At 39.8% G+C, this 26422-nt stretch carries 30 protein-coding genes; 25 read left to right on the top strand and 5 right to left on the bottom strand.

What is annotated here, in order from left to right:
• The first annotated feature begins 518 nt into the window (after positions 1-518).
• From glpX to ACWNMY_RS10030, 4 genes are all read left to right on the top strand, one after another.
• Complete coding sequence (gene glpX, locus ACWNMY_RS10045) at positions 519-1481, top strand: class II fructose-bisphosphatase (RefSeq protein WP_449538087.1); 963 nt, start codon at positions 519-521, stop codon at positions 1479-1481.
• Positions 1482-1882: 401 nt separating this feature from the next.
• Positions 1883-3175, top strand: coding sequence for a transcription termination factor Rho (rho, locus tag ACWNMY_RS10040; RefSeq protein ID WP_449538086.1), 1293 nt, complete (start codon positions 1883-1885; stop codon positions 3173-3175).
• A gap of 199 nt (positions 3176-3374) precedes the next feature.
• A complete protein-coding gene (rpmE, locus tag ACWNMY_RS10035) occupies positions 3375-3575 on the top strand; it encodes a 50S ribosomal protein L31 (RefSeq protein WP_449538085.1) in 201 nt (66 codons plus the stop codon).
• 362 nt (positions 3576-3937) lie between these two features.
• Positions 3938-4558, top strand: a complete 621-nt coding sequence (locus ACWNMY_RS10030; RefSeq protein ID WP_449538084.1) for a thymidine kinase — start codon at positions 3938-3940, stop codon at positions 4556-4558.
• Between the two features lie 75 nt (positions 4559-4633).
• Here ACWNMY_RS10030 and ACWNMY_RS10025 read toward each other — a convergent pair whose 3' ends face one another.
• Positions 4634-5149, bottom strand: coding sequence for a MerR family transcriptional regulator (locus tag ACWNMY_RS10025; protein ID WP_449538083.1), 516 nt, complete (start codon positions 5147-5149; stop codon positions 4634-4636).
• Positions 5150-5438: 289 nt separating this feature from the next.
• On the opposite strand from ACWNMY_RS10025, the gene prfA reads away from it, so the two are divergent.
• The gene (prfA, locus tag ACWNMY_RS10020) at positions 5439-6506 is read left to right on the top strand and encodes a peptide chain release factor 1 (protein ID WP_449538082.1); all 1068 of its coding nucleotides are present in this window, start codon (positions 5439-5441) and stop codon (positions 6504-6506) included.
• A complete protein-coding gene (prmC, locus tag ACWNMY_RS10015; RefSeq protein WP_449538081.1) occupies positions 6506-7375 on the top strand; it encodes a peptide chain release factor N(5)-glutamine methyltransferase in 870 nt (289 codons plus the stop codon). Before prfA ends, prmC begins: the two co-directional genes overlap by 1 nt.
• A 171-nt stretch (positions 7376-7546) precedes the next feature.
• Here the strand turns inward: prmC and ACWNMY_RS10010 are convergent, their stop codons facing one another.
• Together ACWNMY_RS10010 and ACWNMY_RS10005 are read right to left on the bottom strand one after the other, a co-directional pair.
• The gene (locus tag ACWNMY_RS10010) at positions 7547-8020 is read right to left on the bottom strand and encodes a hypothetical protein (RefSeq protein ID WP_449538080.1); all 474 of its coding nucleotides are present in this window, start codon (positions 8018-8020) and stop codon (positions 7547-7549) included.
• 3 nt (positions 8021-8023) lie between these two features.
• Entirely contained in the window at positions 8024-8224 is a 201-nt protein-coding gene (locus ACWNMY_RS10005; RefSeq protein WP_449538079.1) for a helix-turn-helix transcriptional regulator, read from the bottom strand.
• Between the two features lie 194 nt (positions 8225-8418).
• Here ACWNMY_RS10005 and spoIIR point away from each other — a divergent pair, with 194 nt between their 5' ends.
• The 11 genes from spoIIR (at position 8419) to glyA (ending at position 18633) form a co-directional block, all read left to right on the top strand.
• Entirely contained in the window at positions 8419-9114 is a 696-nt protein-coding gene (gene spoIIR, locus ACWNMY_RS10000) for a stage II sporulation protein R (RefSeq protein ID WP_449538078.1), read from the top strand.
• A gap of 257 nt (positions 9115-9371) precedes the next feature.
• A complete protein-coding gene (locus tag ACWNMY_RS09995) occupies positions 9372-9818 on the top strand; it encodes a GNAT family N-acetyltransferase (RefSeq protein WP_449538077.1) in 447 nt (148 codons plus the stop codon).
• Between the two features lie 343 nt (positions 9819-10161).
• Positions 10162-11205: an L-threonylcarbamoyladenylate synthase gene (locus ACWNMY_RS09990; RefSeq protein WP_449538076.1), complete on the top strand. Its 1044-nt coding sequence runs from the start codon at positions 10162-10164 to the stop codon at positions 11203-11205.
• A 127-nt stretch (positions 11206-11332) separates the two neighbouring features.
• Positions 11333-11893, top strand: a complete 561-nt coding sequence (locus ACWNMY_RS09985) for a manganese efflux pump MntP (RefSeq protein ID WP_449538075.1) — start codon at positions 11333-11335, stop codon at positions 11891-11893.
• 201 nt (positions 11894-12094) lie between these two features.
• Positions 12095-12529 (top strand): low molecular weight protein arginine phosphatase, encoded by a 435-nt coding sequence (locus ACWNMY_RS09980; protein ID WP_449538074.1) that lies wholly within the window; start codon positions 12095-12097, stop codon positions 12527-12529.
• A gap of 18 nt (positions 12530-12547) precedes the next feature.
• Positions 12548-13837 carry a methyl-accepting chemotaxis protein gene (locus tag ACWNMY_RS09975; protein ID WP_449538073.1) on the top strand — a complete coding sequence of 430 codons (1290 nt, stop codon included), beginning with the start codon at positions 12548-12550 and terminating at the stop codon, positions 13835-13837.
• 314 nt (positions 13838-14151) lie between these two features.
• Positions 14152-14604, top strand: coding sequence for a ribose 5-phosphate isomerase B (rpiB, locus tag ACWNMY_RS09970; protein WP_449538072.1), 453 nt, complete (start codon positions 14152-14154; stop codon positions 14602-14604).
• Between the two features lie 63 nt (positions 14605-14667).
• A complete protein-coding gene (locus ACWNMY_RS09965) occupies positions 14668-15240 on the top strand; it encodes a TIGR01440 family protein (protein WP_449538071.1) in 573 nt (190 codons plus the stop codon).
• A gap of 330 nt (positions 15241-15570) precedes the next feature.
• Positions 15571-16098 carry a sigma-70 family RNA polymerase sigma factor gene (locus ACWNMY_RS09960; protein WP_449538070.1) on the top strand — a complete coding sequence of 176 codons (528 nt, stop codon included), beginning with the start codon at positions 15571-15573 and terminating at the stop codon, positions 16096-16098.
• Between the two features lie 14 nt (positions 16099-16112).
• Entirely contained in the window at positions 16113-17123 is a 1011-nt protein-coding gene (locus ACWNMY_RS09955; protein ID WP_449538069.1) for an anti-sigma factor C-terminal domain-containing protein, read from the top strand.
• 268 nt (positions 17124-17391) lie between these two features.
• Complete coding sequence (gene glyA / locus ACWNMY_RS09950; protein WP_449538068.1) at positions 17392-18633, top strand: serine hydroxymethyltransferase; 1242 nt, start codon at positions 17392-17394, stop codon at positions 18631-18633.
• A gap of 239 nt (positions 18634-18872) precedes the next feature.
• Here glyA and ACWNMY_RS09945 read toward each other — a convergent pair whose 3' ends face one another.
• Both ACWNMY_RS09945 and ACWNMY_RS09940 read right to left on the bottom strand, forming a co-directional pair.
• On the bottom strand, positions 18873-19034 hold the full coding sequence (locus ACWNMY_RS09945) for an Arc family DNA-binding protein (RefSeq protein ID WP_449538067.1): 162 nt from the start codon (positions 19032-19034) through the stop codon (positions 18873-18875).
• Positions 19035-19046: 12 nt separating this feature from the next.
• Entirely contained in the window at positions 19047-19889 is an 843-nt protein-coding gene (locus tag ACWNMY_RS09940; RefSeq protein ID WP_449538066.1) for an SPFH domain-containing protein, read from the bottom strand.
• Positions 19890-20137: 248 nt separating this feature from the next.
• Between ACWNMY_RS09940 and upp the strand changes: the two genes are divergently transcribed.
• From upp to ACWNMY_RS09900, 8 genes are all read left to right on the top strand, one after another.
• Entirely contained in the window at positions 20138-20767 is a 630-nt protein-coding gene (gene upp, locus ACWNMY_RS09935) for a uracil phosphoribosyltransferase (RefSeq protein WP_449538065.1), read from the top strand.
• Between the two features lie 55 nt (positions 20768-20822).
• Positions 20823-23072: a S8 family serine peptidase gene (locus tag ACWNMY_RS09930; protein WP_449538434.1), complete on the top strand. Its 2250-nt coding sequence runs from the start codon at positions 20823-20825 to the stop codon at positions 23070-23072.
• 342 nt (positions 23073-23414) lie between these two features.
• The gene (locus tag ACWNMY_RS09925) at positions 23415-23636 is read left to right on the top strand and encodes an AtpZ/AtpI family protein (RefSeq protein ID WP_449538064.1); all 222 of its coding nucleotides are present in this window, start codon (positions 23415-23417) and stop codon (positions 23634-23636) included.
• A 6-nt stretch (positions 23637-23642) separates the two neighbouring features.
• On the top strand, positions 23643-24011 hold the full coding sequence (locus tag ACWNMY_RS09920) for an ATP synthase subunit I (RefSeq protein ID WP_449538063.1): 369 nt from the start codon (positions 23643-23645) through the stop codon (positions 24009-24011).
• Positions 24012-24089: 78 nt separating this feature from the next.
• Positions 24090-24824: a F0F1 ATP synthase subunit A gene (gene atpB, locus ACWNMY_RS09915; RefSeq protein WP_449538062.1), complete on the top strand. Its 735-nt coding sequence runs from the start codon at positions 24090-24092 to the stop codon at positions 24822-24824.
• A gap of 87 nt (positions 24825-24911) precedes the next feature.
• On the top strand, positions 24912-25127 hold the full coding sequence (gene atpE / locus ACWNMY_RS09910; protein WP_449538061.1) for a F0F1 ATP synthase subunit C: 216 nt from the start codon (positions 24912-24914) through the stop codon (positions 25125-25127).
• A 223-nt stretch (positions 25128-25350) separates the two neighbouring features.
• Positions 25351-25875, top strand: coding sequence for a F0F1 ATP synthase subunit B (gene atpF / locus ACWNMY_RS09905; protein WP_449538060.1), 525 nt, complete (start codon positions 25351-25353; stop codon positions 25873-25875).
• Positions 25872-26414, top strand: coding sequence for a F0F1 ATP synthase subunit delta (locus ACWNMY_RS09900; RefSeq protein ID WP_449538059.1), 543 nt, complete (start codon positions 25872-25874; stop codon positions 26412-26414). Before atpF ends, ACWNMY_RS09900 begins: the two co-directional genes overlap by 4 nt.
• Positions 26415-26422 lie beyond the last annotated feature (8 nt).

The raw sequence follows: 26422 nt of genomic DNA, 5'->3' as shown, positions 1-26422 counted from the left end.
ATGAATTTACTCACTCCCACTACAAAAAGTGGGAGTTTTCGTGTATTCTAAGAATGAATAGAAAAGCGGAAGCGACTTGCTCAGAAACGAGAAAACTGGATACTCCGACAAAGAGGCGCAATTTGCCTCTGCAGGAGGAGTTGAAGTTTCTCGAGTTTCTAGTCGCTGCAGCTGGACAAATAGAAAAGCGGAAGCGACTTGCTCAGAAACGAGAAAACTGGATACTCCGACAAAGAGGCGCAATTTGCCTCTGCAGGAGGAGTTGAAGTTTCTCGAGTTTCTAGTCGCTGCAGCTAGACAAATAGAAAAGCGGAAGCGACTTGCTTAGAAACGAGAAAACGGGCAGACGAAAACGCCACGTCCTGTGGCAGTGTAGTTACTAGCAAGTCCGGTTCTCGGGGATTCCGTGCTATAAAAAGACAGAAAACAAAAGCGCGTTAAAATTGTCCGCACTACGTACCGATTGTATTTTTGCCTAATTAAAAACAGAAACGATCCAAGCAAGGGGGAAGGTATTCATGGAAAGAAGCTTATCAATGGAGCTCGTTCGTGTTACGGAAGCAGCAGCATTAGCTTCAGCACGTTGGATGGGACGTGGAAAAAAAGATGAGGCAGATGGTGCAGCAACCTCTGCGATGAGAGATGTGTTTGATACAATCCCAATGAAGGGACAAGTTGTCATAGGGGAAGGCGAAATGGACGAAGCGCCAATGCTCTATATTGGGGAAAAGCTTGGAAATGGATATGGACCGAGAGTGGATGTTGCAGTTGACCCATTAGAAGGTACAAATATAGTTGCTTCAGGTGGGTGGAACGCACTTGCTGTTTTAGCCGTTGCAGATAATGGTAACTTACTTCATGCCCCAGACATGTATATGGATAAAATTGCAGTAGGACCAGAAGCGGTAGGATTGATTGATATTGATGCGCCAATTATCGACAATTTAAAAGCTGTTGCGAAAGCCAAAAATAAAGATATTGAAGATATTGTGGCTACAGTCTTAAATCGACCAAGACATGAACATATTATCTCCCAACTACGGGAAGCTGGTGCTAGAATCAAGCTCATCAATGATGGAGACGTGGCAGGAGCAATTAATACAGCATTTGACCATACAGGGGTTGATATTTTATTTGGCTCCGGTGGAGCTCCAGAGGGTGTTCTGTCTGCTGTTGCCTTGAAATGCCTAGGCGGAGAAATCCAAGGAAAGCTTATACCTCAAAATGATGAGGAGTTAGCACGATGTCTGAAAATGGGACTGGATGTGTCAAAAGTTCTTCGTATGGATGATTTAGTTCGTGGAGATGATGCAATTTTTGCAGCAACAGGCGTTACAGACGGAGAACTTTTACGAGGAGTTCAGTTCAAGGGATTGATAGGGACAACTCATTCAATTGTTATGCGTGCAAAATCAGGAACAGTTAGATTCATAGATGGTAGACATAGTTTGAAGAAAAAACCGAATCTAGTAATTAAATAATGGAGGGCGAGTCACTGTACTCGCTCTTTTGGCATAAACTAGCCATAAGTCTATCAAATAATGGTATTGATTAAAAATACGCTAATAGGGTAAAATAGAGAAGACTATCAATCGTCTATTTACTTCTAATCATTCAAAACATGGGAATCCATTTGCCCAAAATGAAAAATGAGTACCGCGGTGAAAACTTCTATGCAATCCTCATGATGCTTCTAAAATCATTCCATCCATACTTATACATATAAAATGATCGTTTTTTATAGGATGTCCTTTTTTCCTAGGAGTAGCTTGCGCAAACGCATTTATATGGTGGAGAATGACCAATCTCATAACCAAATCTATTGGAGAGCATTTACGAGTAGTAGCAACGATTTTAACAAAAAATAAAGAGTGGTGTACGAATGAGTATTACAATATCTAGTCTTGAAAACATGAAGCTAAAAGAATTATATGAATTAGCACGTGAATTTAAGGTTTCCTATTATAGTAAATTATCGAAAAAAGAACTGATTTTTGCAATTTTAAAAGCGAGAGCTGAACAGGATGGCCTTTTATTTATGGAAGGGGTACTGGAAATTATCCAGTCTGAAGGATTCGGTTTCCTTCGCCCAATAAATTACTCTGCAAGCTCAGAAGATATTTATATTTCAGCTTCTCAAATTCGTCGTTTTGATTTGAGAAATGGGGATAAAGTTTCTGGTAAGGTGCGGCCTCCAAAAGAGAACGAACGTTATTATGGCTTACTCCATGTGGAAGCAGTAAACGGTGACGATCCAGAAACAGCAAAGGAACGTGTGCATTTCCCTGGATTGACAGCTTTATATCCGAACCGACAAGTTATATTAGAAACGAAACCAAACCATATTTCAACAAGAATTATGGATGTATTGGCACCTGTTGGATTTGGTCAACGTGGTCTAATTGTGGCGCCACCAAAGGCTGGTAAAACCATGCTAATTAAAGAAATTGCCAACAGCATTACAACCAACCACCCTGAGGCTGAATTGATTGTGTTACTAATCGATGAGCGCCCAGAAGAAGTTACAGACATTGAACGTTCTGTAGCAGGTGATGTTGTAAGTTCGACCTTTGATGAGGTACCTGAAAACCATATTAAGGTTGCGGAGCTTGTTTTAGAAAGAGCAATGCGTCTTGTTGAGCATAAACGAGATGTGATCATCCTTATGGATAGTATCACACGTCTTGCAAGGGCTTATAACCTAGTAATCCCTCCAAGTGGACGTACGTTATCAGGAGGAATTGACCCTGCTGCCTTTCACCGTCCAAAACGTTTCTTTGGGGCAGCCAGAAATATTGAAGAGGGCGGTAGCTTAACTATTTTAGCAACTGCGCTTGTTGATACGGGCTCACGTATGGATGACGTTATTTATGAAGAGTTTAAAGGTACAGGTAATATGGAGCTCCACCTAGATCGTTCGTTAGCAGAAAGACGTATCTTCCCTGCAATTGATATTCGTCGTTCAGGAACTAGAAAAGAAGAGCTTCTTATTGAAAAAGATAAGCTTGATAAAATTTGGGCTATCAGGAAAGCTATGTCAGATTCACCAGATTTTGCTGAGAAATTTTTACGAAAACTTAAGCAAACTAAAACAAATGCAGAGTTTTTCGAAATGCTTGAGGCGGAAAAGAAAGCAGCTGCTGCAAGAAGAAATAGCAGTAGAAACGAATCGTAAGAAAGCCAAATTTGAAATATACCTGTTGGGAAAAATTGTACTCTATTTACGATTTTTAACAGCAGGATTAAGTTGCAATTCATAGCATCACTTGTTATAATTTCAACATGTGCGTTTTAGGTATAGAAGTTGTACATCAATTTCACTAGAACGTAACTCTGTTTCGATTAATGATTCAGGGCGGAAGGAGATGAGACGAATGAAAGCAGGAATTCATCCAAACTTTAAGAAGGTTATGGTGAAATGTGCTTGTGGAAATGAATTTGAAACTGGTTCTGTAAAAGAAGAGTTACGCGTTGAGGTTTGCTCAGAGTGTCACCCATTCTATACTGGCCGTCAAAAATTCGCTGATGCAGGTGGACGTGTAGATAAATTCAATAAAAAATACGGTATTAAATAATAACCGTTTAACTTTATTCAGCAAAAGTCCCTGCTTATATAAGTGGGGACTTATATGCAAAAGATTTGTTAATAGAGTAGGTTAAAAGCCTCTCTGAATAAAGTTAAGCCTCCGGCGGATGCCTCAGATTTTCAAAGGAAGTTTATCGAGCAAGCTCGATAAAATCTGGGCGCAAATTCGCCAAGGCGAATTTGATCAGCCAAAAAACAGGCAAGTATTTTTCCTCTTGCCTGTTTTTTATGCTAATTGACATAATTTTTCTCGCAATTATACATTATATTACCCCAATAAAAGATACCCTCTAATTTGTGGTCAATCATTTGACTCGAAGGAACAACCGAGGAAAGGGAGGACCCCGTTTCATGTATATTATGAAGCATAGCGGCTGGCTTGAAGTGATATGTGGAAGCATGTTTTCAGGTAAATCTGAAGAATTAATTCGACGTGTTAGACGCACTGAATTTGCAAAGCAGTCGGTACAGGTGTTTAAGCCTCAAATTGATAATCGATATAGTGATAATTCTGTTGTATCTCATAATGGGACATCCTTTGTGGCGCTTCCCATTTCGAAATCAACTGAGATTTTAGAAGTGGTTTCTGCAGATACAGATGTAGTAGCAATTGATGAAGTACAGTTTTTTGATGATGACATAGTAGAAGTCGTTCAAGTCCTAGCGAATCGAGGGCATCGTGTTATCGTTGCTGGATTGGATCAGGATTTCCGTGGCGAGCCATTCGGAAAGGTGCCTGAGTTACTTTCGTTAGCGGAGCTTGTAACAAAGCTACAGGCTGTTTGTTCAGTATGTGGTTCACCTTCAAGCAGAACACAACGTTTAATTAATGGACAGCCGGCATCCTATCATGACCCTGTCATTTTAGTAGGTGCATCCGAGTCTTATGAACCGCGTTGTCGCCACCATCACGAAGTACCTGGAAAACCATTAGCTGCATCAATCACTCAAAAGGATAAAATGAAATTATAAGGCGCTCCCGTTTGGAGTGCTTTTTATGTGCAACAATAAAAAGATCAGGTAGGTACCTGACCATGGTTGTTCTATTTAAAATAAGAACCCGAGTACTCTTTTCCGTCTTCTTGGCTGCTCAATTTTTTCAAGGGTAATGGCAGTTTGTTTTTGTAGTTCCTCTTTCTCATCCTCAAGACGTTGTATATACGCTTCTAACGTCTGTACGCGTTTTTGGAGCTCGTCAATTTCTTTGCGATGCTGCAAAAGCTGGTAAGAAACTACATCACTCGCTTTCTCCTCGATGCGTCTTTCGTTTTCCTTAATCCGGTCCATCATTTTATTTAATTTCTCAGAGAGTGTTTTATCATTAACCTGTACCATTTTTCGTACGGTCCCCTTTCTAGGTTGTTGCGTGTTCAAATCAACTTTCTCGGTTGGAACCCCGGACCTTACTTGATTTCGTATTTCCTCGAAAAGTGGAAGGTCTGTATCCTCGAATACATAGTGGCCATATTCATTTTTCGTGCAAGGAATATTGAGATTCTTTATCCATTTACGAACTGTTTTCGTTGAAACCCCTAACTTTTTTGCGAACTCAGCTGTATTCATACCATCCACTCCCTATTATACTCTTCTTTCCCAAAAGCTCAGCTACTAAATATTTTATAGTACTTTCCGATTACTCTTCTACTACTTACGATTCTCTCTTTCTTAATAAAATCCTTCCAGAAAGACAAAACTAGTATCGTTTCGTCAAAGAAAGAACCAATCCAACATAATTTCCCTCATTCGACAGCGGAATGTGAGAGAAATGCGGTTCTGTGCGGATTTGCTTTGACGAGGTTAGTGCCCTATACTATAATTATACTGTTATGGACTAAATTTTGAGGTGAAGACCGTGTTTGATCGTTTAGAAGCTGTTGAAGCTCGTTATGAAAAGCTAAATGAATTATTAAGTGATCCGGATATTGTAAATGACACAACGAAACTACGTGAATATTCAAAGGAACAATCTGATATACAAGAAACCGTTGAGAAATATAGAGAGTACAAAGAGGTTAAAGAGCAGCTAGCAGATGCGAAGGCGATGCTGGAAGAAAAGCTAGATGCAGACATGCGTGAAATGGTGAAGGAAGAAATCAGTGAGCTTGAGGATAGTATGGAGGCACTAGAGGAGCGTCTACATGTGCTATTACTTCCGAAGGACCCGAATGATGACAAGAACGTAATCATGGAGATCCGTGGAGCAGCTGGTGGAGATGAGGCTGCGTTATTTGCTGGTGACTTGTATCGTATGTATAGCCGTTATGCTGAACAGCATGGCTGGAAGACAGAGGTTATGGAAGCTAACTCAACTGGAGTCGGTGGGTATAAGGAGATCATCTTTATGATTTCCGGGAAAGGTGCGTATTCTCGCCTGAAGTTTGAAAATGGTGCGCATCGTGTCCAGCGTGTTCCTGAAACAGAGTCTGGTGGCCGTATCCATACATCGACTGCAACGGTTGCTGTTTTACCGGAAGCGGAAGAGGTTGAGGTAGAAATCCACGAGAAGGATATTCGTGTGGATACCTTTGCTTCAAGTGGACCTGGTGGACAAAGTGTTAACACGACCATGTCAGCGGTACGTCTAACTCATTTACCAACTGGTACTGTGGTTTCCTGTCAGGATGAAAAATCACAAATTAAAAACAAAGAAAAAGCGATGAAGGTATTACGTGCACGTGTATATGATAAGTTCCAACGAGAAGCACAAGCTGAATATGATCAAAACCGTAAAGCAGCGGTAGGTACGGGTGACCGTTCTGAGCGTATTCGTACGTATAACTTCCCGCAAAACCGTGTGACCGACCATCGCATTGGGCTTACGATTCAAAAGCTTGACCAAATCCTTACAGGTAAGCTTGAAGAAGTCATTGAAGCTCTGATAATGGAAGACCAAGCAAGAAAAATGGAGGCTGCCGAATAATGGCATCCTTTCAAAAAATATACGAAGCCCTCAAATGGGCTTCTTCTTTTTTACGAGAAAATGGTCGGGACGAGAATAGTGGGGAACTGCTGTTGTGTCATTATTTAGGGTTGACTAGGGCCCAGTTGCTAGCGGAATTACGGGAAGAATTGGACGAAACGATAAAAGAAAAGTTTACAAACGCGATTGAAGAAGTTGTGAGCGGAATTCCCGTTCAATACATAATTGGCTATGAGGAATTTTATGGTCGAAGGTTTATTGTAAATGAAGAGGTATTAATTCCTAGACCGGAAACAGAAGAGCTTGTTCAAGGACTATTGAACAGAATTACAAAGCTGTATGGGGATGTTGAAGAGGTAGCTGTTGTCGACGTCGGGACAGGTAGTGGAGCAATCTCCATCACGCTTGCACTTGAAAATCCTAAATTGGATGTCATGACTGTTGATATTGCAAAGGCATCCATTGACGTTGCGAAGGGAAATGCACGTCAGCTTGGGGCGAATGTAAGCTTCTATGAAGGTGACCTTCTACAGCCATTGATTGAACATGGGACAAAGGTAGATGTTGTTGTTTCCAATCCGCCTTATATTCCAGAAGGTGATATTGAAACCTTATCAACTGTTGTAAAAGACCATGAGCCGATGCGCGCACTTGTTGGTGGCGTCGATGGATTAGACTTTTATCGCAGGTTTATGTATGAAATTCCAGAGGTTCTAAAAGAAAACGGAATCGTTGCCTTTGAAGTAGGAATCGGACAAGGAAAGCTTGTTGCGGATTTGCTACAGCACACTTTTACTGGTGCAAAAGTTGAAGTGGTATATGACATCAACGGAAAAGACCGAATGGTGTTTGCAGAAATAGGGTTTTAAGTGGAAATTTTGTAAAAGTAGCTTAGGGGACAGCCCTAAGCTACTTTTTTATATAGGAACAAAGTTACCACAAGGGGAATTGAGCCGTTAATCTGGATAATTGCACCGTTAGCTCCAATAATTGTACGTTACGAACATCTTTCGATAAAACTACGGTAATTCAGCGCAATACTAATAGTTTCTTTTCCAAGATAAAAAGTAAACGACAACTTGAATGAGTGGGTATAGTAGTAAGAGAATAATAGGGTAATATGGTACTGTGTCTGAGATGAAGGGGTAGAGCAGGATTAGGCTCGTTATGATTGGGAATGTGTACCACATGCTAATATAGGAAGCGCGACAAGCTTTTGCTGTAAGTTCTTTTTCACGTTCATCACCTTCTTCAAACTCGGTAGGTAATAATAAAACGTTCTTCCACGACTTCCGCTTTCGTTTTAATTTTGGATAGATTATCGCTGAAAAGACAATACTGGCTACCAGTGCTACAAATATCGGAAGCATGTTGATTTCAATAAACCAAGGTGGTTCTTGGTTGGTTTTGACAATATGGGCAAAATCCATTTGAGCATAATACATGGCAGATAATCCCCAACCTAAAATCACGATTGAAATAATTGAATACAAAACACTACGAAAAATACTCATCTCTCATTCCTCCATATAAAAGATTTCTTCAATTGGTAAGTTAAACGTCTGGGCAATATTCATTGCAAGCAACAGTGAAGGGATATAGCTTCCTTTTTCCAGTGCAACAATTGTTTGCCGTGTTACATTGACCTTTTCGGCAAGTGCACCTTGTGTGAGGTTATGTTTTGCACGAAGTTCCTTCACGCGGTTCTTAATCTCCATTTACAATATCCTCCAATTGTTTCTATATTCATTGTAAAGTACACCATACTTTTTGTAAAGTCAACTTTACATATTTTTTATAACACGAAACACAAATACAAATTTTTTATAGTTTACTAGATTTTTTTATATTTGGTAGTTTAAGAATTCAATTTCCTGTCCAGAATGGGTTGTGAAGGGATGGTGCAAGGAAATTGAAAAAACAAACTGCTATTATTTCATTTATCTTTTTATTATTAATTGGGGCGAATAGCCATTTATTTATAAAAGAAACAAGTGCTGATGGTCCAGCGGTGATTCCAGATGAAGCGATTCGACTGCGTATTCTAGCGAATAGTGATTCTGATAAAGATCAGGAGCTTAAGCGTATGGTACGAGATGAAGTGAATGCCGAAATCACAGAGTGGGTGGCTGAACTAACGTCGATTGAAGCTGCAAGAGAATTAATTCAAGAGAGACTACCAGAAATAGAGAAAATTGTTGCTAGAGTATTAGAAAGAGAAAATAGTGATCAATCCTATACGGTAGGGTATGGAAGCAATGTTCAGTTCCCAACAAAGCTATACGGTGAGTTCCTTTATCCAGCAGGTGAATATGAAGCAATTCTGATCTCATTAGGTGAAGCAAAAGGTGCAAACTGGTGGTGCGTGCTATTCCCGCCACTGTGTTTCTTAGACTTTTCCACAGGAGATGCAATAGAGGCTTCTGATGAAGAAGGAAAAGATGTAGAAGTAGAGGAAGAAGAGAAGGCAGAGAAGGATAAGAAGGAAAAGAAAGAAGATAAAGAGGACAAGAAAGAAAATGAAGACAAGGAAGATAACGAAGCACAAGAAGATGAAGTAGAGGTTAAGTTCTTCTTAGTTGAATTTATTACTTCACTTTTTAGTTAAAAGATATTTTCATAATGTCCCATAACTAACAGGTTATGTCCCATATATCGAAAAATTTGTCCCATAAAATGAAAAGTCTGTCCCATATATTATGAAGGTTGTCCCATATATGCAACAATTGGGCACATAACGACCAATGCTAACCTAATTTACTAGAAAAAAACCAATTTTTCACGAAGATTTATTCTAGTAACTTGTTCTATTTTTCCAAACCCCTCATAGAGTAGTTAGTAGAAAACAAAGGATGGGGTGGAGAGATGAAGCAAATTAGAACCGCAAATGAGATGGATATTGAAAGAGTAACATCATTTTTGGGACAAGCTGAAGTGAGTGCTGATGGAATTGAATCAATCATAGATCATTTTATATTATTAGAGGATGCGGAACAAAACATTCTCGCAACATTAGGGATTGAACGAATCGAACAAGACGGCCTGTTACGATCGTTGGTGATTACAGCGAAGGTTGATCAAACGAACCTGTTAACACTCTTTAAGAGTGCCATTTCTTTAGCGAAACACAAGGAACTGCGTCAGTTATTTCTTGCGACGAACAAACAGGCATCAATCTCATTCTTCAATATGCTTGGCTTTTCAAAAATAGAAGAGCAGGAGCTGCCAGGACATATCAAAACATCAAATCATATAACACAGATCTTAGAAACTACTGACCCTATGTTCATGGTTTCCAAAATCGAAAAATAAGTCCAAGTCTCTGTTTGTTCGCTATATGCAGCAAGCGGGGGCTTTTTTAATGTGCACAAAGACGGTTTTTGTGGATGATGTGGATAAGGTTGTTGTTAAAATTAGGAGAAATGTGATAATCTGTGGAACATAATATAAAAACTGGACTGAGGCTTTAATTTTTCCTGTGGATGTGAATTGTTCCAAGAATGGATATATCCACAAAGTTATCCACTTTTTAACGGTTTTTATCCACAAAATGTGGATAACGCCTGTATATACCATTTTAAACCCTCTCTTTTTTTATATTGAAATAATAAAAAAACATGATAAATAAAGGAATTTTCTATAGGAGTTGCGTTATATGGATACAAAACGATGGATTGTGGATAAACAACAACAAGATATTGAAACTTATCCACAAATAAAAGAGGCAGCTACTCTTTTACAGGCAAATGAAGTTGTCGCATTTCCAACTGAGACGGTTTATGGGCTAGGGGCAAACGCACTGTCTAGTGAGGCTGTTGCGAAAATCTATGAAGCAAAGGGTCGCCCAAGTGATAATCCACTAATTGTCCACATCTCCACAATGGGACAGTTACACCGGGTTGCACAGGATATTTCGGATCAAGCCTATCGGTTAATTGAAAAGTTCTGGCCAGGACCACTGACCTTGGTGTTGAAGAAAAAAGAGAATGCCGTTTCCGAAAAAGTAACAGCAGGACTTGATACGGTAGCCGTACGTATGCCCAATCATCCAGTTGCATTGGCGTTAATTTCTGCATCAGAACTTCCGCTTGCTGCACCAAGTGCAAATCTTTCAGGTAAGCCTAGTCCAACACTAGCTAAGCATGTGGCAGATGATTTGACTGGTAAAATTGCTGGAATCATTGATGGGGGAGCAACTGGAGTTGGTTTGGAATCGACGGTTGTGGATTGCTCTGGAGAAGTACCTGTTATTTTACGACCTGGTGGCATCACCAAGGAACAGTTAGAAGATGTATGTGGTGTAGTTGAGGTTGACCAGGCATTAGTAGAAGAAAATCATGCTCCAAAATCACCGGGAATGAAATACAAACATTATGCAACACAGGCTCCTCTTTTTATCGTAAATGGATCAATGGAGTATATTCAGTCGCTTGTAAAAGAGAAGCAGACTGAAGGTTTACGTGTTGGTGTACTCACAACTATTGAGCGACAAGATAAATACTCGGCAGATAAAGTTATTGCCTGCGGATCTCGTGAACAGTTAGAAACCGTAGCAAATCGTCTATTTGATGTGTTGCGTGTATTTGATGAAAGCAGTGTGGATGTTATTTTTAGTGAAAGCTTTCCAAGTGAGGGTATTGGCCAGGCGATCATGAATCGTTTGACCAAAGCTGCAGGTCATAAAGTACTAACGGAATAAATATAAAACGTGTTAAAAATTTAGGAATACTCGATTTTCTATTTTAATAAGAAATTTTGAATTTCCTCTCTTCTATTTCGTTTCGGACATGCATATGTTGATATAGGCACGTCCGAGGAGGTAGAAAATGGATATCACAGCAGTGTTAGGAGAAATTATTACATTATTTATTATGGCATTTGCTCTAGGAATGGATGCTTTTTCCGTAGGGTTGGGTATGGGGTTAATCCAACTAAGACTAAAACAAATCTTTTCAATTGGTCTAACAATTGGATTTTTTCATATGTGGATGCCGTTAGCAGGAATCATGATTGGTAGCTTATTGTCTGATAAATTTGGAGTGATTGCTACTTATGTTGGAGCAGGATTGCTCTTATTTTTAGGACTTCAAATGATTATTTCTTCCTTCAAGGATGAAGATAAGCCGATGATTACGCCAGTAGGGTTTGGCTTGTTTATCTTTGCCTTAAGTGTGAGCTTAGATAGCTTCTCTGTGGGGCTTTCCCTAGGTATCTACGGTGCTAAGACAATTATGGTTATTCTCATGTTCGGGGCTGTTAGTATGGTTCTATCATGGTTGGGACTTCTACTAGGTCGAAAGGTCCAGAACTGGTTAGGTACATATAGCGAAGTACTCGGAGGAAGTATCCTCTTAATTTTCGGAGTGAAATTACTGTTTCCACTGTAATGGGACAAGGGGACAGGTTCGTTGACCCACCTAAATTTCAACAAAATTGTGAGCATTGGTAAAAAACCATGCTCTTTTTTTAATCTAGTCTATGTCTCTTGCTAAATCTGTTTTATAATAAAGATATATCGAAATTTGTCTAAAAACGTAGCCTAAAAGTACTACGTTGACACCTGAAAAATAAGTTTAAAGGGTGATAAAATGAATCGTGTATTATTTGTATGTACGGGAAATACATGCAGAAGTCCGATGGCTGAGGCTATTTTACGAAGCAAAGCTCCTGAAGGGATAGAGGTTAAATCAGCGGGAATATTTGCAAGTAGTGGAAGTCCTGCTTCCTCAAATACTTCACAGGTTTTGACGGAAAACGGAATTCAGTGCCAGCATTCATCTTCTTTCTTAACAAAAGAGCTAATTGAATGGGCTACTTGTATTTTAACAATGACCCATCATCATAAACAGGAAATCATGTATCGCTTTCCAGAGGTGGATGGGAAAATATATACCCTGAAAGAATTTACGAACGGTAGTGGAGATGTTTCTGACCCCTTTGGTGGACCGGTTGAAATATATAGAGAAACATATGCAGAACTTGAACCATTGATTGATCAGGTGCTTTCTAAATTAAAAAGATAGATTCAGGGGGAGAAACGGTTGGAAAACAAAAGGCGTTACAAATTTGGACTAAGGGTCAAACTCGTACTATTTACTACCATTTTAGCAATTGTCACGTACTCTACATCTGCAGTATTTATTTATTTTGTCTATCCATTTGTGGAAAACGTAATGAACGAACAGCTCTTTATGGTGGCAACATTGGTTTTAGGAATCGTTTGGTCTGGGATTCTTGCTTATTTCGCAGCATCCTTTATTACAAAACCACTTCAGAAGCTTGAACAAGTGGCTATCTCTGCTGCTAATGGGGATATTCGCGAGGATGTGCCTGTTTCCAAATCGGATGATGAGATTCGTAGTTTAAGTCTTGCTTTTAATAAGATGCTACAAAACCTGCGTAATATGGTGCACAGTATTGAGGAAAACTTTGAAAATACAAATGAAAAGGTAATTGAGATTACGAAAGCATCAAGCCTTGCATCAGAGCAGGCGAATAATATTAATCGAACCATTTCTGAAATATCAAATGGAGCGGATAGCTCAGCAGTTTCAATCCAGGAAACGGCAGAATCAGTAGAAGATGTGATTAAAATTGCGGAAGAAGTTCAGCATAAAGCAAAAACGTCTGAAAAATTATCTGTTGAAATGGTCGATTCCCTACATGATAGTAAGGAAACGGTACATTCCCTTATAGCTGGAATAAATAAGCTTGTTGAAAACAATCAAACATCACTTCAGGCAGTAAATCGCCTTGAAACAAATGCCAAGGAAGTGGAACATATTATTTCGCTTGTTGGAGATATTGCCGGTCAAACGAACCTGCTTGCATTAAATGCGTCCATTGAAGCAGCTCGTGCTGGTGAGCATGGGAAAGGCTTTGCGGTTGTAGCTGAGGAAGTGAGAAAGTTAGCAGATGCAAGCTCAAAAGCTGTTCAAGGTATTTCAGAGCTTATTAAAAACATTCAGCAAGAGGTTCGAAATGTAGTGGTTCAAATATCCGAGCAAGTTGCTGTAGCAAATGAAGAGGCTAAAAAAGGAACGATAACAAATGAGGCTATTGCCGACATGACGACATCTGTTCATGAAGTAGCAGATGCTGTTAAGCAAATAGCTGTATTAGTTGAATCTCAGATGGATCGTATTCAAGCCACATCCCTACAATCACAAGAGGTTGCTGCCATTGCTGAAGAAACATCAGCAGGTGCACAGGAAGTGAGTGCAGCAACACAGCATCAGGCAAGTGTGATTAGTGAGGTTGATATATTAGCCCAAGAGCTTGCAACCCAAGCAAGTCAACTCAAGCAAACAATTCATAGGTTTACCTTGTAGGAAAAATGATAACTCCCGTTTTGGTTCGGGAGTTCTTTTTTAGGTATAATAATAAGTAAGTAGTAACTTTATTCAGGAATAGGTTTTTATATCGTATATTAGTGCAATAAAGGTTTACGATGCGTGAGGATTAAACGCAAGCTGAATAAAGTTTGCCTCCGGCGGATGCCTCGGATATAAGGAAGTTTATCGAGCATAAGATCAAAGACTAAGAACGCCAATTCCTGTGCCAACGTCTTTGTTCCCCACTTACTGTGGGCCTAAAATCTGAGTGCAAATACGCCAAGGCGCATTTGATTATGGGGGGATTTACAATGAAAATTGCAATTGCGTCAGACCATGGCGGACTCGTATTACGTGAAGAAATCAAAGGGTTAATGGACGAGCTAGGAATACAATATGATGATTTCGGGTGCGAGTGCTCGACTTCAGTTGATTATCCTGATTATGCTCTACCTGTTGCGAAAAAAGTGGCAGATGGGGAATATGATCGTGGTATTTTAATTTGTGGAACGGGAATAGGAATGAGTATTGCTGCCAATAAAGTGCAAGGTATTCGTTGTGCCCTCGTTCACGATGTGTTTAGTGCAAAGGCTACGCGTGAACATAATAACACAAACGTTCTTGCGATGGGAGAACGTGTTATTGGTCCAGGACTAGCACGTGAAATCGCAAAAGTATGGCTTACAACTGAATTTGAAGGCGGACGCCACGAAAACAGAATTAACAAAATTACAACGTACGAAAACAACCCATCTGGAGAATAAGTGAAAAAGGACGCCTGAGGACAATATGAAATCAGGCGTACTTTTATTGAAGGAGGTAGGGAAATGGTTGCTGACATTGAAGTGTGGAAAGGGCAACTTCAAACAATTCTAGCTGAATTTACAGAAAAGGCATCTCTAAAAAAAGGCGAGATTCTTGTTGTTGGGTGTAGTACAAGTGAAGTAATTGGTGAAAGAATCGGCACAGCAGGGTCTGAAGAAGTTGCGGAAATGATTTTTCGAGAACTCGATTCACTTCGGAAAAACCATGGTGTTGAACTCGCGTTTCAGTGCTGTGAGCATTTAAATCGTGCATTGGTAGTTGAGCGGGAAACGGCATTACATAGAGATCTAGAGCCAGTCACAGTTGTTCCGGTTCGTACGGCTGGTGGAGCGATGGCAACCTATGCATTTGGGCAACTTACAGACCCAGTAGTTGTAGAATTTATTAAAGCAGACGCTGGAATTGACATAGGAGATACATTTATCGGGATGCACCTCAAGCATGTCGCGGTGCCTATCAGAAGTTCACTAAAGGAGATGGGCAGTGCCCATGTCACCATGGCAAAGGCACGACCTAAGCTAATTGGTGGAGCGAGGGCTGTATACCCGGATAAAAAAGAGAATATGAAGTGCTAAAAACTAATACTACACCTTAGTTAGCCCCTATTAAGTAGGGGTTTTTTGTTGTTTAGGGAAATTATAAAATTCAACCTTATGATAAGTTATAAATGAGTTTATCTACATCTAGCTCCAGCGCCTAGCCCCTCGAGGTCATAAGCCAATCCGTCAAGAAGGTCAAAGAGCAACCTTCTCGCCGTCTCGTCTTATGCTTGTCGGGGCTAATCAAGGCGCTTGCACTTTTGTTCTGTCCGAAAATTAATTTCAAGTCATGTGTAACATTTTAAGTCTTTATTCGTTTTCTTTGTGAGGTATGATGGAGAGACGAAACATGAAAGGGGGGCGCTGGTGAATAAAGAGCGGAATGAAAAACTAGATGATATTTATCGGCGTTATGCGGAACCCCTCTATTATTATTTGTTACGTATGTCAGGCTCTGCCAATCTAGCAGAGGAACTCGTACAGGAAACCTTTTTTCGTGCGACTGTCTCTCTTTCTTTTTACAAGTATGAAGATGTGAAGCCGTGGTTGTTTAAGGTTGCAAGGAATACGTATCTTGACGAATGGAGAAAGCGGCAAAGATGGAAGTGGGTACCGTTTTATGATAGCGGGGACATGACAAGTCCTTATGGAATTCCTGAGGATGAAATGCTTGGGAAGGAAACAGCGGAGGAGCTAACAGATCTCCTAGATTTACTCCCAGAAAACTATCGAACCATCATTTATCTAAGAGAAATAGCGGAGTTTTCATATGAAGAAATACAGGAGGCGATGGAGCTTTCCGAATCACAAGTAAAGGTGACACTCCACCGGGCAAGGAAAAAACTGCAAACAATAGCTGAAAAGGTTCGGAGAAAGGGACTTACTGATTTGTAAAGGAGAGATCACAAATGACAGAATGGACAAAGGATAAAGAAAAAAGGATTCTGTGGAAATATAGATTCTTATTAACTGCTAGAATTCTAAAGATTGTAGTGATTCTTTTGTTTTTATATGGGGTGTATATGATCCTATTAACAATTGGTTATGGATTTTCAAAGGTTGATAATAAAAATGCCTTCCACTTAAATCTTGCAATCGATTGGACGCAGTCAGGTCTCGTGGGGAATCATTGGGATGTAACTCCTGCAGAGATTACACCTTTTCTTAGTCAGAAGTTTACCATTCCGATATCGCGTACGATAGGGAAGGAAGAGAAGGTAGTTGGTGAATTGAATGTTACCAAGCGATTACTAACCCCACTCTCCACAAAAGAGACAACATATTTTCAACGTACGGATGATTATCGGTTCCGGTTTGTCCTTCCGGAAGATCCGCGAACAGGTAAAAAGGTACCTGGCTCGAATGGTGGCGATGCATTGGAATGGGAACAACTAGAGATGGTACATGAAGGAACTGTTGCTGACTTAGCTTTTTCAACAACACAGTTTTATGAGCCTGCTGAGCTTCTAGAAAGATTAGAAAAATATGACGTTGATGTTCACTGGATGCCTTTGTATGCGGGGGAACTTAAAGATTTTGAACCTGGATGGTCTCAGGCAGGCGGAGGTCAGAGTCTAGCAGTAGACACGCTTGGATTAACGAGAGCTGTACAAATGGAAAAAGACTACAAGGGTGGCAGCACGTTATATATAAACAGTAAGACAATAGAGGAAAATCAAAAAATCATGCTTGAAAATATGAAAAACCTTGTGGAAGATGAGGGTGACTATTATCGTGAAAACGTACTTGGCCTTTGGTATTTGGAGGAAAGGTATAAGTATTTAAAAGAGAATGAGTTTCTCGTATATGGTGCGGTAGTCACAGGGCCGGTGAAGGAGCTTTTAAAGTTAAAAGAAGAACAAGATTTTAGGAATATTCAGGTTGGTGACTTTGAATATTGGAACTGGACAAAAGAGTAGAAAAAGAGACGGGGGTACCTTGTCTCTTTTTTGCATATAAATGAACAATATTAATAAAAATAGGTTTAATGTTCGTGTTTATTAAAATGTGGGTTTTGCCTAAAACCTAGTAATAGTACCATTCCTACAGCCTTTACCCTAGTTTATGGATGTTTCGGTGAAATAAGATTATAAACTTCATCTTCCTACAACCGAATAAAAGTGTTACAATGGAAAAGTATTTTTCAAATAAGCGAATAATTCATAATAGATTAAAAGGAGGATTCCAATGAAACATTTATCGGAGCAAGATCAGCAAGTATTTCGTGCGATTCAAGATGAATTACAAAGACAACGGACTAAGATTGAATTAATAGCATCTGAAAACTTTGTTAGTGAAGCAGTTATGGAAGCTCAAGGTTCTGTGTTAACAAACAAATATGCAGAGGGTTATCCTGGACGTCGCTACTATGGTGGCTGTGAGCATGTTGATGTTGCCGAAAACATTGCAAGAGACCGTGCGAAGGAAATCTTTGGTGCAGAGCACGTGAACGTACAACCGCACTCTGGTGCACAAGCAAACATGGCTGTGTATTTTACAATTCTAGAGCAAGGTGACACTGTACTTGGGATGAATCTATCACATGGTGGACACTTAACACACGGTAGCCCGGTAAACTTCAGTGGAATTCAATACAATTTCGTGGAGTACGGAGTAGATGCGGAAACACACCAAATTAATTACGAAGACGTTTTAGAAAAGGCGAAGCTACATAAGCCAAAACTTATTGTTGCAGGTGCAAGTGCGTACCCACGTGCGATTGATTTTAAGAAGTTTAGAGAAATCGCTGATGAAGTTGGCGCATACTTAATGGTTGATATGGCTCATATTGCTGGTTTGGTTGCAGCTGGTCTTCACGAGAACCCAGTTCCATATGCTGACTTTGTCACAACAACTACACATAAAACATTACGCGGTCCACGCGGTGGTATGATTCTTTGTAAAGAAGAATTCGCAAAAAAGATTGATAAGTCGATTTTCCCTGGTATTCAAGGTGGCCCATTAATGCATGTAATTGCAGCAAAAGCGGTGGCATTCGGGGAAGCACTTCAGGATGATTTCAAAGTCTATGCGAAAAACATCGTAGAAAATGCTGCTAGATTAGCGGAGTCCTTAAAGAACGAAGGGTTAGCTCTTGTTTCTGGAGGAACGGACAACCACTTATTATTACTTGATGTACGTTCATTAGGACTAACAGGTAAAGTAGCTGAGAAGGTTCTAGATGATGTGGGCATTACAGTAAATAAAAATACAATTCCGTTTGACCCTGAAAGTCCATTTGTAACAAGTGGTATCCGTATTGGAACAGCAGCTGTTACAAGCCGTGGATTTGGTTTAGAAGACATGGACGAAATTGCTTCAATCATCGCATTCTCATTGAAAAATGCAGAAAATGAAGAGAAGCTTGAAGAAGCTAGACAACGTGTAGAAGCGTTATCTGGTAAGTTCGAATTATATAAAAAATATTAAGATGTAATACGGCAGGACTACGCGTCCTGTCTTTTTTTGTGTTTAGCCGCTCAAAGTCCCATTTAGTTCGATGTTTGTCCTATAAATGCCATTGAATGTCCCATTTATTCAAATTAGTGTCACATATTTTATCCGGATTGTCCCATAAATCCAAATTTAGGGGGCATTTCGCAAAAATCAGAAGAAAAGCTACACGTAAAAAACCGCTCGGACGGTATATCCCAAGCGGTTTGAAGGGGTTATTGCTTATTCTTCGGTATTCTCCCAGCCTTTTTTGCTGCCTCTCTGAGAAGATATTCGATATGACTATTTACACTTCGAAAATCATCTGCAGCCCACTTTTGCAGTATTTCATAGAGGTCAGGATCTACACGTAATGGAAAGCTCTTTTTTTTAGACATGCTTGTCACTCATTAATAGAGAGTTCCTGTATTGATGACAGGCTGGGTTGATTTTTCAGACACGATGGAAACGAGTAGGTTATTCACCATTTGTACCTTACGCTCGTCATCGAGTTCAACGGTTTTATCTTGTTCAAGCTGTTTAATGGCCATTTGGGCCATTCCAACTGCACCTTCAACAATTTTTTGACGGGCTGCAATAATAGCTGTTGCTTGCTGGCGTTGAAGCATTGCTTGAGCAATTTCAGTAGAATATGCAAGGTGAGTGAGACGCGCTTCTAGGACATCAACCCCTGCCACACGTAGTCGTTCCTGTAGCTCAGTCGCCAATTCACTTGAAATTTCGTCTGCATTTCCTCGTAATGTTAACTCCACATTTTCGAATGTATCATACGGGTATCTTGTTGCCACATGACGAATGGCAGTCTCACTTTGGATTTCAACAAACTCCTCATAATGATCCACATCAAAAACAGCCTTCGCTGAATCAATTACTTTATATACAATAACCGCTGCAATTTCAATTGGATTCCCTTCAACATCGTTGACCTTTAATTTTTTACTGTTGAAGTTATTTACGCGTAAGGAAACAGTTCTTCGAATGGAAAATGGAACGGTTAAAAACATGCCGCTGTCACGAATCGTACCGAGGTATTTTCCAAAAAAGATAACGACACCAGCCTGGTTGGGTTGAACGATGGTTATACCGGAAGCCAGGGTTATAGCTGCAAGGATAAATAGTGCTCCAATTATAATCTTTGTGTTAATAAGCATCATAACGCCTATTCCTGTGAAAACAGCGATGATAAGGATACCTAGAAAGCCATTGAGACGCCATACTTGTGTTTCTTTCATGCACTCATCTCCATTTCATTGCGATATTTTTATTATATTATTATGATATCACTTTTGTATAAAATTGTAAATCGGTAACTTCTACGCCTCTAAATTTTTGTTTTTTTTACATTCGCCTTGAACATGCCTATGTTTTTCTGTAAAATCTATTGAGGTGTATTACATAGAGTTCGTAAATTATTTTTTCGTCTAGTGGTATTCTAAGAACAGGGTTTTGAAATTCAGTTAATATAAAGGAGAGATGAACAATGGGGAAGGTGTACGTATTTGATCACCCACTGATTCAGCATAAGCTTACATATATTCGTGATATAAACACAGGGACCAAGGAATTCCGTGAATTAGTAGATGAAGTAGCAAGCTTAATGGCCTTTGAAATTACTCGCAATATGCCATTAGAAGAAGTAGAGGTGGAAACACCCGTACAAAAGGCAAAATCAAAGGTTTTATCTGGGAAGAAAATAGGGATTGTGCCAATTCTTCGTGCAGGTCTTGGAATGGTAGATGGGATTTTGCGTTTGATTCCAGCGGCAAAGGTCGGTCATATTGGACTTTATCGTGACCCAGAAACTTTACAACCTGTTGAGTATTATTTTAAAATGCCTTCTGACATTGAAGAGCGCGAATTCATCGTAGTTGACCCGATGCTCGCCACTGGTGGATCTGCAGTTGAAGCGATTAATGCATTAAAGAAGCGTGGAGCAACGAACATTAAATTCATGTGTTTAATTGCAGCCCCGGAAGGTGTGGAAGCAATGAAAGCAGCGCACCCTGATATCGATATCTACATTGCTGCACTTGATGAGCAGCTAAATGACCATGGCTATATTGTTCCGGGTCTTGGAGACGCTGGAGACCGACTATTCGGAACGAAATAAAACGAAACTTACGATTCATATTCAGCCACCATTTGAGAAATGCTATCTCAAAGAGGTGGTTTTTTTGTGTAGAATTTTGTTTGCAACAAGCATCTGTCTTACCCTCCTATTTTCAACAATGACCGTACATGCTGCCATGTACCCAGAGAGACCTCCTTTGCCAAAGGAGAATATGGACGAAATGGTGCATGAGATTTTCATCACAGATGAAGACAAATTTGAAACGTTAGTAGAAAAAATCAAAACAGATTATTCCTCCCTACAAATCAACCACATTTATAAGCATGTGTTTCCTGGTTTCTCGTTAAAAGGAAAAAGACGTGATGTAGAAAAACTAAAAGCTGAAACAGGTATTCAACATAGTTCTCCAGTTGCCACCTATCAAGCCTCTGTTGAAGAAAGTGTTCCGTTTATAGGCGGTGAGGAGATTCGTGGACATTTTGATCGGAAAGATCATCGCTTAACTGGGAAAGGTGTGAAAGTAGGGGTAATTGATACTGGAGTGGATTACACACATCCAGATCTACGTCGGAACTACAAAGGTGGCTATGATTTAGTGGATGGTGATGCGGATCCTATGGAGACAAAAGGACAAGCAAATCTTAATACCTCTCACGGGACACATGTTGCAGGGATCATTGCAGCAAATGGCAAGGTGAAAGGTGTTGCACCTGAAGCTACTATCATTGGCTACCGGGCACTCGGACCAGGGGGGATGGGAACCTCCGAGCAAGTCATCGCAGCAATCGATCGAGCGATTGAGGATAAGGTCGATGTGATTAACCTGTCTCTTGGGAATACCATTAACGGACCGGATTGGCCAACAAGCCTTGCATTAGACAAAGCAACGGAAAAGGGAATAGTTGCAGTAACGTCAAGTGGAAACTCAGGTCCAAAAGTGTGGACAGTGGGTTCCCCTGGAACATCATCTAAGGCCATTTCAGTAGGTGCATCGACACCTCCACTTACACTTCCATATGTCACAATTGGCTTATCTGATCGACACATACAGCTCCAACCACTTCAAGGCTCCAAACCATGGAAGCTTCAAAAGAAGTTTGAATTAGTAGAAGCAGGAATTGGAACTGAGACAAACTTTCCAGATGCAAAAGATAGGATTGTATTAATGGAAAGGGGCGAAATAACGTTTACACAAAAAGCAGTGAGGGCGGTAGAGGCTGGAGCTGCTGCGGTTATTATTTATAACAACACAGATGGTAATTTTGGTGGAACGCTTGAACGTGAGCTACCCATACCAGTTGCTTCTATTTCAAAAGCAGACGGTGAGTGGATGAAGCAGCAAATGAAATCGAAAAACAATGTAGTAAAAACGTCCTTTCAAAAAGTAGAGGATACCATTGCACAGTTTAGCTCTCGTGGACCTGTAACTCATACGTGGGATATAAAGCCAGACGTTGTGGCACCGGGAGTTGCGATTGACAGCACAGTCCCAGAAGGTTATCAGGAAATGCAAGGAACGAGTATGGCTGCGCCACATGTAGCGGGAGCAAGTGCCATCTTGAAACAAGCACATCCTGATTGGACACCCGAGCAAATCAAGGCAGCACTTATGAATACAGCACGATTACTAGAATCGGAAGATGGAACCTTGTACAAACCCTATGAACAAGGGGCAGGTAGAATCCAACTACATGAGGCAATTCATTCTGAAACCTTAATCTACCCTGGTTCATTTTCGCTAGGCCTTCTTCACCACGATGATAACCGAGCTGAAAAAAAGATAAGGATAACAATAGATAACCAGTCCTCCGAGGAAAAAATGTACACCTTCGAGGTACCAAAAAACAGGGAAGGGATTCAGTGGGAGCTTCCGCTATCTTTTACGGTGAAACCGAAACAGAAGAAAGTGGTGACTGTAGGGATCGAAATGACTCCAAGTACAATTGGAGCAGGCTTGCATCATGGGCTTTTATTTTTGAGAGAAGGGGAAAATCGATATCACATTCCCTATATGTACGTGATAGAAGAACCAGATTATCCCCGAATCATGGGGTTTCAATTTGGAAAAGGAGACAAGGAAGATATCTTTCGGTATGAATTATACCTTCCTGGTGGTGCGGATGAATATGGGATTGTATTATACGACCCTGACACATTACGGTTCGTTACATTCTTAGATTGGGAACGGGATGTTCCAAGAGGATTAGTAGAGAGACAAGTGAATCGAAAGGAACGAAACCTAAAGGGAGTTTTCAAAGCCATCATTTTTGTAAAAAAGGCAGGAAAAGAAGATATACTAGAAACTGAAATCGTATTTGATGATACGATGGTAGGCGGCCATTGAAAAATGGCTTGCCTACAGCTATAAAAAGTAGGGTTTACTGGACTGTTCTTCGTGTTGTAAAATATGAACGTTTTGTGAACAATAATTGAATATTTAAGTAACTACTATACAAACAATGCTAATAAAAATCAGTGGTAAAACGCTTTAAATAGGTGTTGCTCAAACCCTTATTTTTACTTGTGAGAAAGTGAACTTTTTCACTGCAAACAATTGACATCTCTGGGTGCCTATTGTATGCTTACAAAGGGTATCGATGAGAGGGTTTTCATGCAGAAAATTACTTGTAATAGTAAGTATTTTCTGACGTTTTCGAACCACTTGCGTTTCAAGTGAGGAATGCAGATGCGTAAAAATGATAAATATCCGCTGAGAGCCTATGCGCTTATGTCTGGTATTCTATCTCAACTAGTAGGATCTATATTAGTAGGGATATTCCTCGGTAGATGGATTGATCGAACACTAGACACCGAACCACTCTTTTTAATTATTGGCCTTCTATTGGGACTAGCAACAGGAGTCTATGCAACGCTTCGTCTAGTCAACCATTTCTTCTCAGGAGATTAACGCAATATGCAGGATTTATCTATCGCTTTTCCAAGATATCGTAAATACATATTCTATTTACTTGCAATCTATGTACTAGGTTGGGCATTTACGGTATACAAATCAATCTTCTTAGGATTAATACTAGGTACAATAGGAAGCTTTTATATCTTATTTTCTTTGGTTCGGAAGAACAAGCAATTTAGTAAAGCCTACGAAGAGGGACGTAGAGTTCGTTCGTTAGGTACAATGCCGAGAATGGCAGTGGCTGCACTTGCAGTCCTAGTCGTGATCGAGTTTCCAGAAATGTTTCATCTAGGTAGTATGGTTATTGGATTAATGACAGCATATTTTGTCATTATGATAGATTTCTTTTTTCAAAAACTTCATAAATAGACTATAGCACTAGCTAATAGAACTTATTTTATACCTATACCGCTAGCGCTAGACAATATGGAAGAGAGGTGAATACTGTTGGGTCACGAAGCTCCTACGTTTGAATTATTTGGACTTTGGTTTAGTGGATCAAACATGGTAATGATTACAATTGCGAGTGTAATTGTCTTTATTATCGCAGTTGCTGGAACTCGTACCCTTGCAATGAAGCCAACTGGTGCTCAGAACTTTGTGGAATGGGTCATGGACTTCGTTCGAGGAATTATCAAAAGTTCAATGGACTGGAACACAGGCGGACGATTCTTAACATTAGGAATTACATTATTAATGTATATTTTCGTATCGAATATGTTAGGGTTGCCATTCGCGATCATTTTTGATCATGAATTATGGTGGAAGTCTCCAACTGCTGATCCAACTATTACATTAACACTTGCTGTTATGGTTGTTGGATTATCACATTACTACGGAATCAAAATGAAGGGTGCAAGAGAATATGGGAAAGATTTCTTTAAGCCTATGTCATTTATGTTTCCACTTAAGATTATTGAAGAATTTGCAAATACATTAACTCTCGGACTGCGTCTATTCGGTAACATCTATGCTGGTGAAATCCTACTTGGATTAATTGCTGGTATGGCAGTAAGTGGTTATGGAGAAAGCATTTTCGGAGGTATTCTTGGTACAATCGGAGCATTTATTCCGATGATTGCTTGGCAAGGATTTAGTATCTTTGTAGGTGCCATTCAGGCATACATCTTCACAATGTTAACAATGGTTTATATTTCTCACAAAGTGAGTACAGACCATTAAAATAAATACCTTGTCCGAAATGAGACTTTTTGGACAACAAAAAACAATTACTATTATTTTTTATACAATTAAAGGAGGACTTTTTCAATGGGTTTAATAGCAGCAGCAATTGCAATTGGTTTAGCAGCACTAGGTGCTGGTATCGGTAACGGTCTTATCGTATCACGTACAGTTGAGGGGATTGCTCGTCAACCAGAAGCACAAGGTAAGTTACAAACAACTATGTTCATCGGGGTTGCGTTAGTTGAGGCGATTCCTATCATCGCGGTTGTTATCGCGTTCATGGTATTCGGTGCTAACTAATAAGTAAGACTTTCTCGTGAAGCTTTCCTTTTTCTACTATAAAATGAAAGTTTCATCAACAAAATGGCGAAGATCATTCCATGAGAACCTTCGCCATTCCTTTGTATAACCTTAAAAAATGATAATAAAATAGTGTGCAGGTTCTACTAGTAGTAGACTTACACGTGAAGCTTACATTAAAGACTTCCATTTGACATTGGAACTCTGAAAGGAGTGAATATAGGTGTTAGATCTTTTTGTCTTAGGCGCTGCCGCTGGTGGGTCACCAGTTAACCTTGGGGATATCATTTTCCAATTGGTTGTATTCATCGTATTGCTAGCGTTACTTCGTAAATTTGCGTTCGGTCCAGTTATGGGCATCATGAAACAACGTGAACAACATATTGCGAATGAAATTGATTCTGCTGAAAAGAATCACCAAGAAGCGAAAAAACTAGCTGAAGAGCAACGTGAGCTTATTAAAAAGTCTCGCTCAGAAGCTGCTGAATTGATGGAAAATGCACGTAAATTAGGTGAAGAGCAGAAAGAAGGTATTATCCAAGCTGCTCGTGAAGAAGCAAACCGCCTAAAAGAAGCTGCAAAACAAGAAATCATTCAAGAAAAAGAACAGGCTGTTACAGCTTTACGTGAACAGGTTGCTTCACTATCTGTGTTAGTTGCTTCTAAAGTGATTGAAAAGGAACTTAGCCTTGAAGATCAAGAGAAGTTAATTAACGAATATATTCAAGAGGTAGGAGAAGGGCGATGAGCAAAGGAATCGTAGCAAAACGATATGCAGTAGCTCTTTTTCAATTAGCAAGTGAGCAAAATGCACTTGACCAGTTTGAGGAAGAAATTCGAACTGTTAAACAAGTGTTTGTAAATAATGGCGATTTCCAAACAGTGTTAAATAATCCTAAGCTCTCAGTTGATAAGAAGAAGGCGATTGTGGAAGCTGCGTTTACTGGCTTTTCACAAACAACTTTAAATACATTGTATTTATTGATTGATCGTCATCGCGAAGAAATAATTGCTGATGTGGCAGATGAATTTGTAGCACTTGCAAATGACAAACGTGGAATTGCAGATGCAACTGTATATTCTGTTCGTGCGTTATCCGAAGCAGAAGAAGCAGGTATCTCTTCTGTATTTGCTAAAAAAGTTGGAAAGACATCATTACGTATTCATAACGTGGTAGATCCAAGTCTGATTGGTGGCGTTAAGCTTCGAATCGGAAATCGTATATATGATGGAACCGTAAAAGGTAAGTTAGAGCGCATCGAGCGTGAACTTATTGCGAAAAGATAGGGGTGAAA

The sequence above is a fragment of the Ferdinandcohnia sp. Marseille-Q9671 genome, from assembly GCF_976954385.1.
Note: the sequence above shows the minus strand (reverse complement) of the source record. Positions and strands in the feature narration are given on the sequence as shown.

Bases quoted from the DNA above. Each gene is read 5' to 3' on its own strand.
- glpX (WP_449538087.1), top strand. From the start codon at position 519: ATGGAAAGAAGCTTATCAATGGAGCTCGTTCGTGTTACGGAAGCAGCA.
- rho (WP_449538086.1), top strand. From the start codon at position 1,883: ATGAGTATTACAATATCTAGTCTTGAAAACATGAAGCTAAAAGAATTA.
- rpmE (WP_449538085.1), top strand. From the start codon at position 3,375: ATGAAAGCAGGAATTCATCCAAACTTTAAGAAGGTTATGGTGAAATGT.
- ACWNMY_RS10030 (WP_449538084.1), top strand. From the start codon at position 3,938: ATGTATATTATGAAGCATAGCGGCTGGCTTGAAGTGATATGTGGAAGC.
- ACWNMY_RS10025 (WP_449538083.1), bottom strand. From the start codon at position 5,149: ATGAATACAGCTGAGTTCGCAAAAAAGTTAGGGGTTTCAACGAAAACA.
- prmC (WP_449538081.1), top strand. From the start codon at position 6,506: ATGGCATCCTTTCAAAAAATATACGAAGCCCTCAAATGGGCTTCTTCT.
- ACWNMY_RS10010 (WP_449538080.1), bottom strand. From the start codon at position 8,020: ATGAGTATTTTTCGTAGTGTTTTGTATTCAATTATTTCAATCGTGATT.
- ACWNMY_RS10005 (WP_449538079.1), bottom strand. From the start codon at position 8,224: ATGGAGATTAAGAACCGCGTGAAGGAACTTCGTGCAAAACATAACCTC.
- ACWNMY_RS09995 (WP_449538077.1), top strand. From the start codon at position 9,372: ATGAAGCAAATTAGAACCGCAAATGAGATGGATATTGAAAGAGTAACA.
- ACWNMY_RS09990 (WP_449538076.1), top strand. From the start codon at position 10,162: ATGGATACAAAACGATGGATTGTGGATAAACAACAACAAGATATTGAA.
- ACWNMY_RS09985 (WP_449538075.1), top strand. From the start codon at position 11,333: ATGGATATCACAGCAGTGTTAGGAGAAATTATTACATTATTTATTATG.
- ACWNMY_RS09980 (WP_449538074.1), top strand. From the start codon at position 12,095: ATGAATCGTGTATTATTTGTATGTACGGGAAATACATGCAGAAGTCCG.
- rpiB (WP_449538072.1), top strand. From the start codon at position 14,152: ATGAAAATTGCAATTGCGTCAGACCATGGCGGACTCGTATTACGTGAA.
- ACWNMY_RS09965 (WP_449538071.1), top strand. From the start codon at position 14,668: ATGGTTGCTGACATTGAAGTGTGGAAAGGGCAACTTCAAACAATTCTA.
- ACWNMY_RS09955 (WP_449538069.1), top strand. From the start codon at position 16,113: ATGACAGAATGGACAAAGGATAAAGAAAAAAGGATTCTGTGGAAATAT.
- glyA (WP_449538068.1), top strand. From the start codon at position 17,392: ATGAAACATTTATCGGAGCAAGATCAGCAAGTATTTCGTGCGATTCAA.
- ACWNMY_RS09945 (WP_449538067.1), bottom strand. From the start codon at position 19,034: ATGTCTAAAAAAAAGAGCTTTCCATTACGTGTAGATCCTGACCTCTAT.
- ACWNMY_RS09940 (WP_449538066.1), bottom strand. From the start codon at position 19,889: ATGAAAGAAACACAAGTATGGCGTCTCAATGGCTTTCTAGGTATCCTT.
- upp (WP_449538065.1), top strand. From the start codon at position 20,138: ATGGGGAAGGTGTACGTATTTGATCACCCACTGATTCAGCATAAGCTT.
- ACWNMY_RS09925 (WP_449538064.1), top strand. From the start codon at position 23,415: ATGCGTAAAAATGATAAATATCCGCTGAGAGCCTATGCGCTTATGTCT.
- ACWNMY_RS09920 (WP_449538063.1), top strand. From the start codon at position 23,643: ATGCAGGATTTATCTATCGCTTTTCCAAGATATCGTAAATACATATTC.
- atpE (WP_449538061.1), top strand. From the start codon at position 24,912: ATGGGTTTAATAGCAGCAGCAATTGCAATTGGTTTAGCAGCACTAGGT.
- ACWNMY_RS09900 (WP_449538059.1), top strand. From the start codon at position 25,872: ATGAGCAAAGGAATCGTAGCAAAACGATATGCAGTAGCTCTTTTTCAA.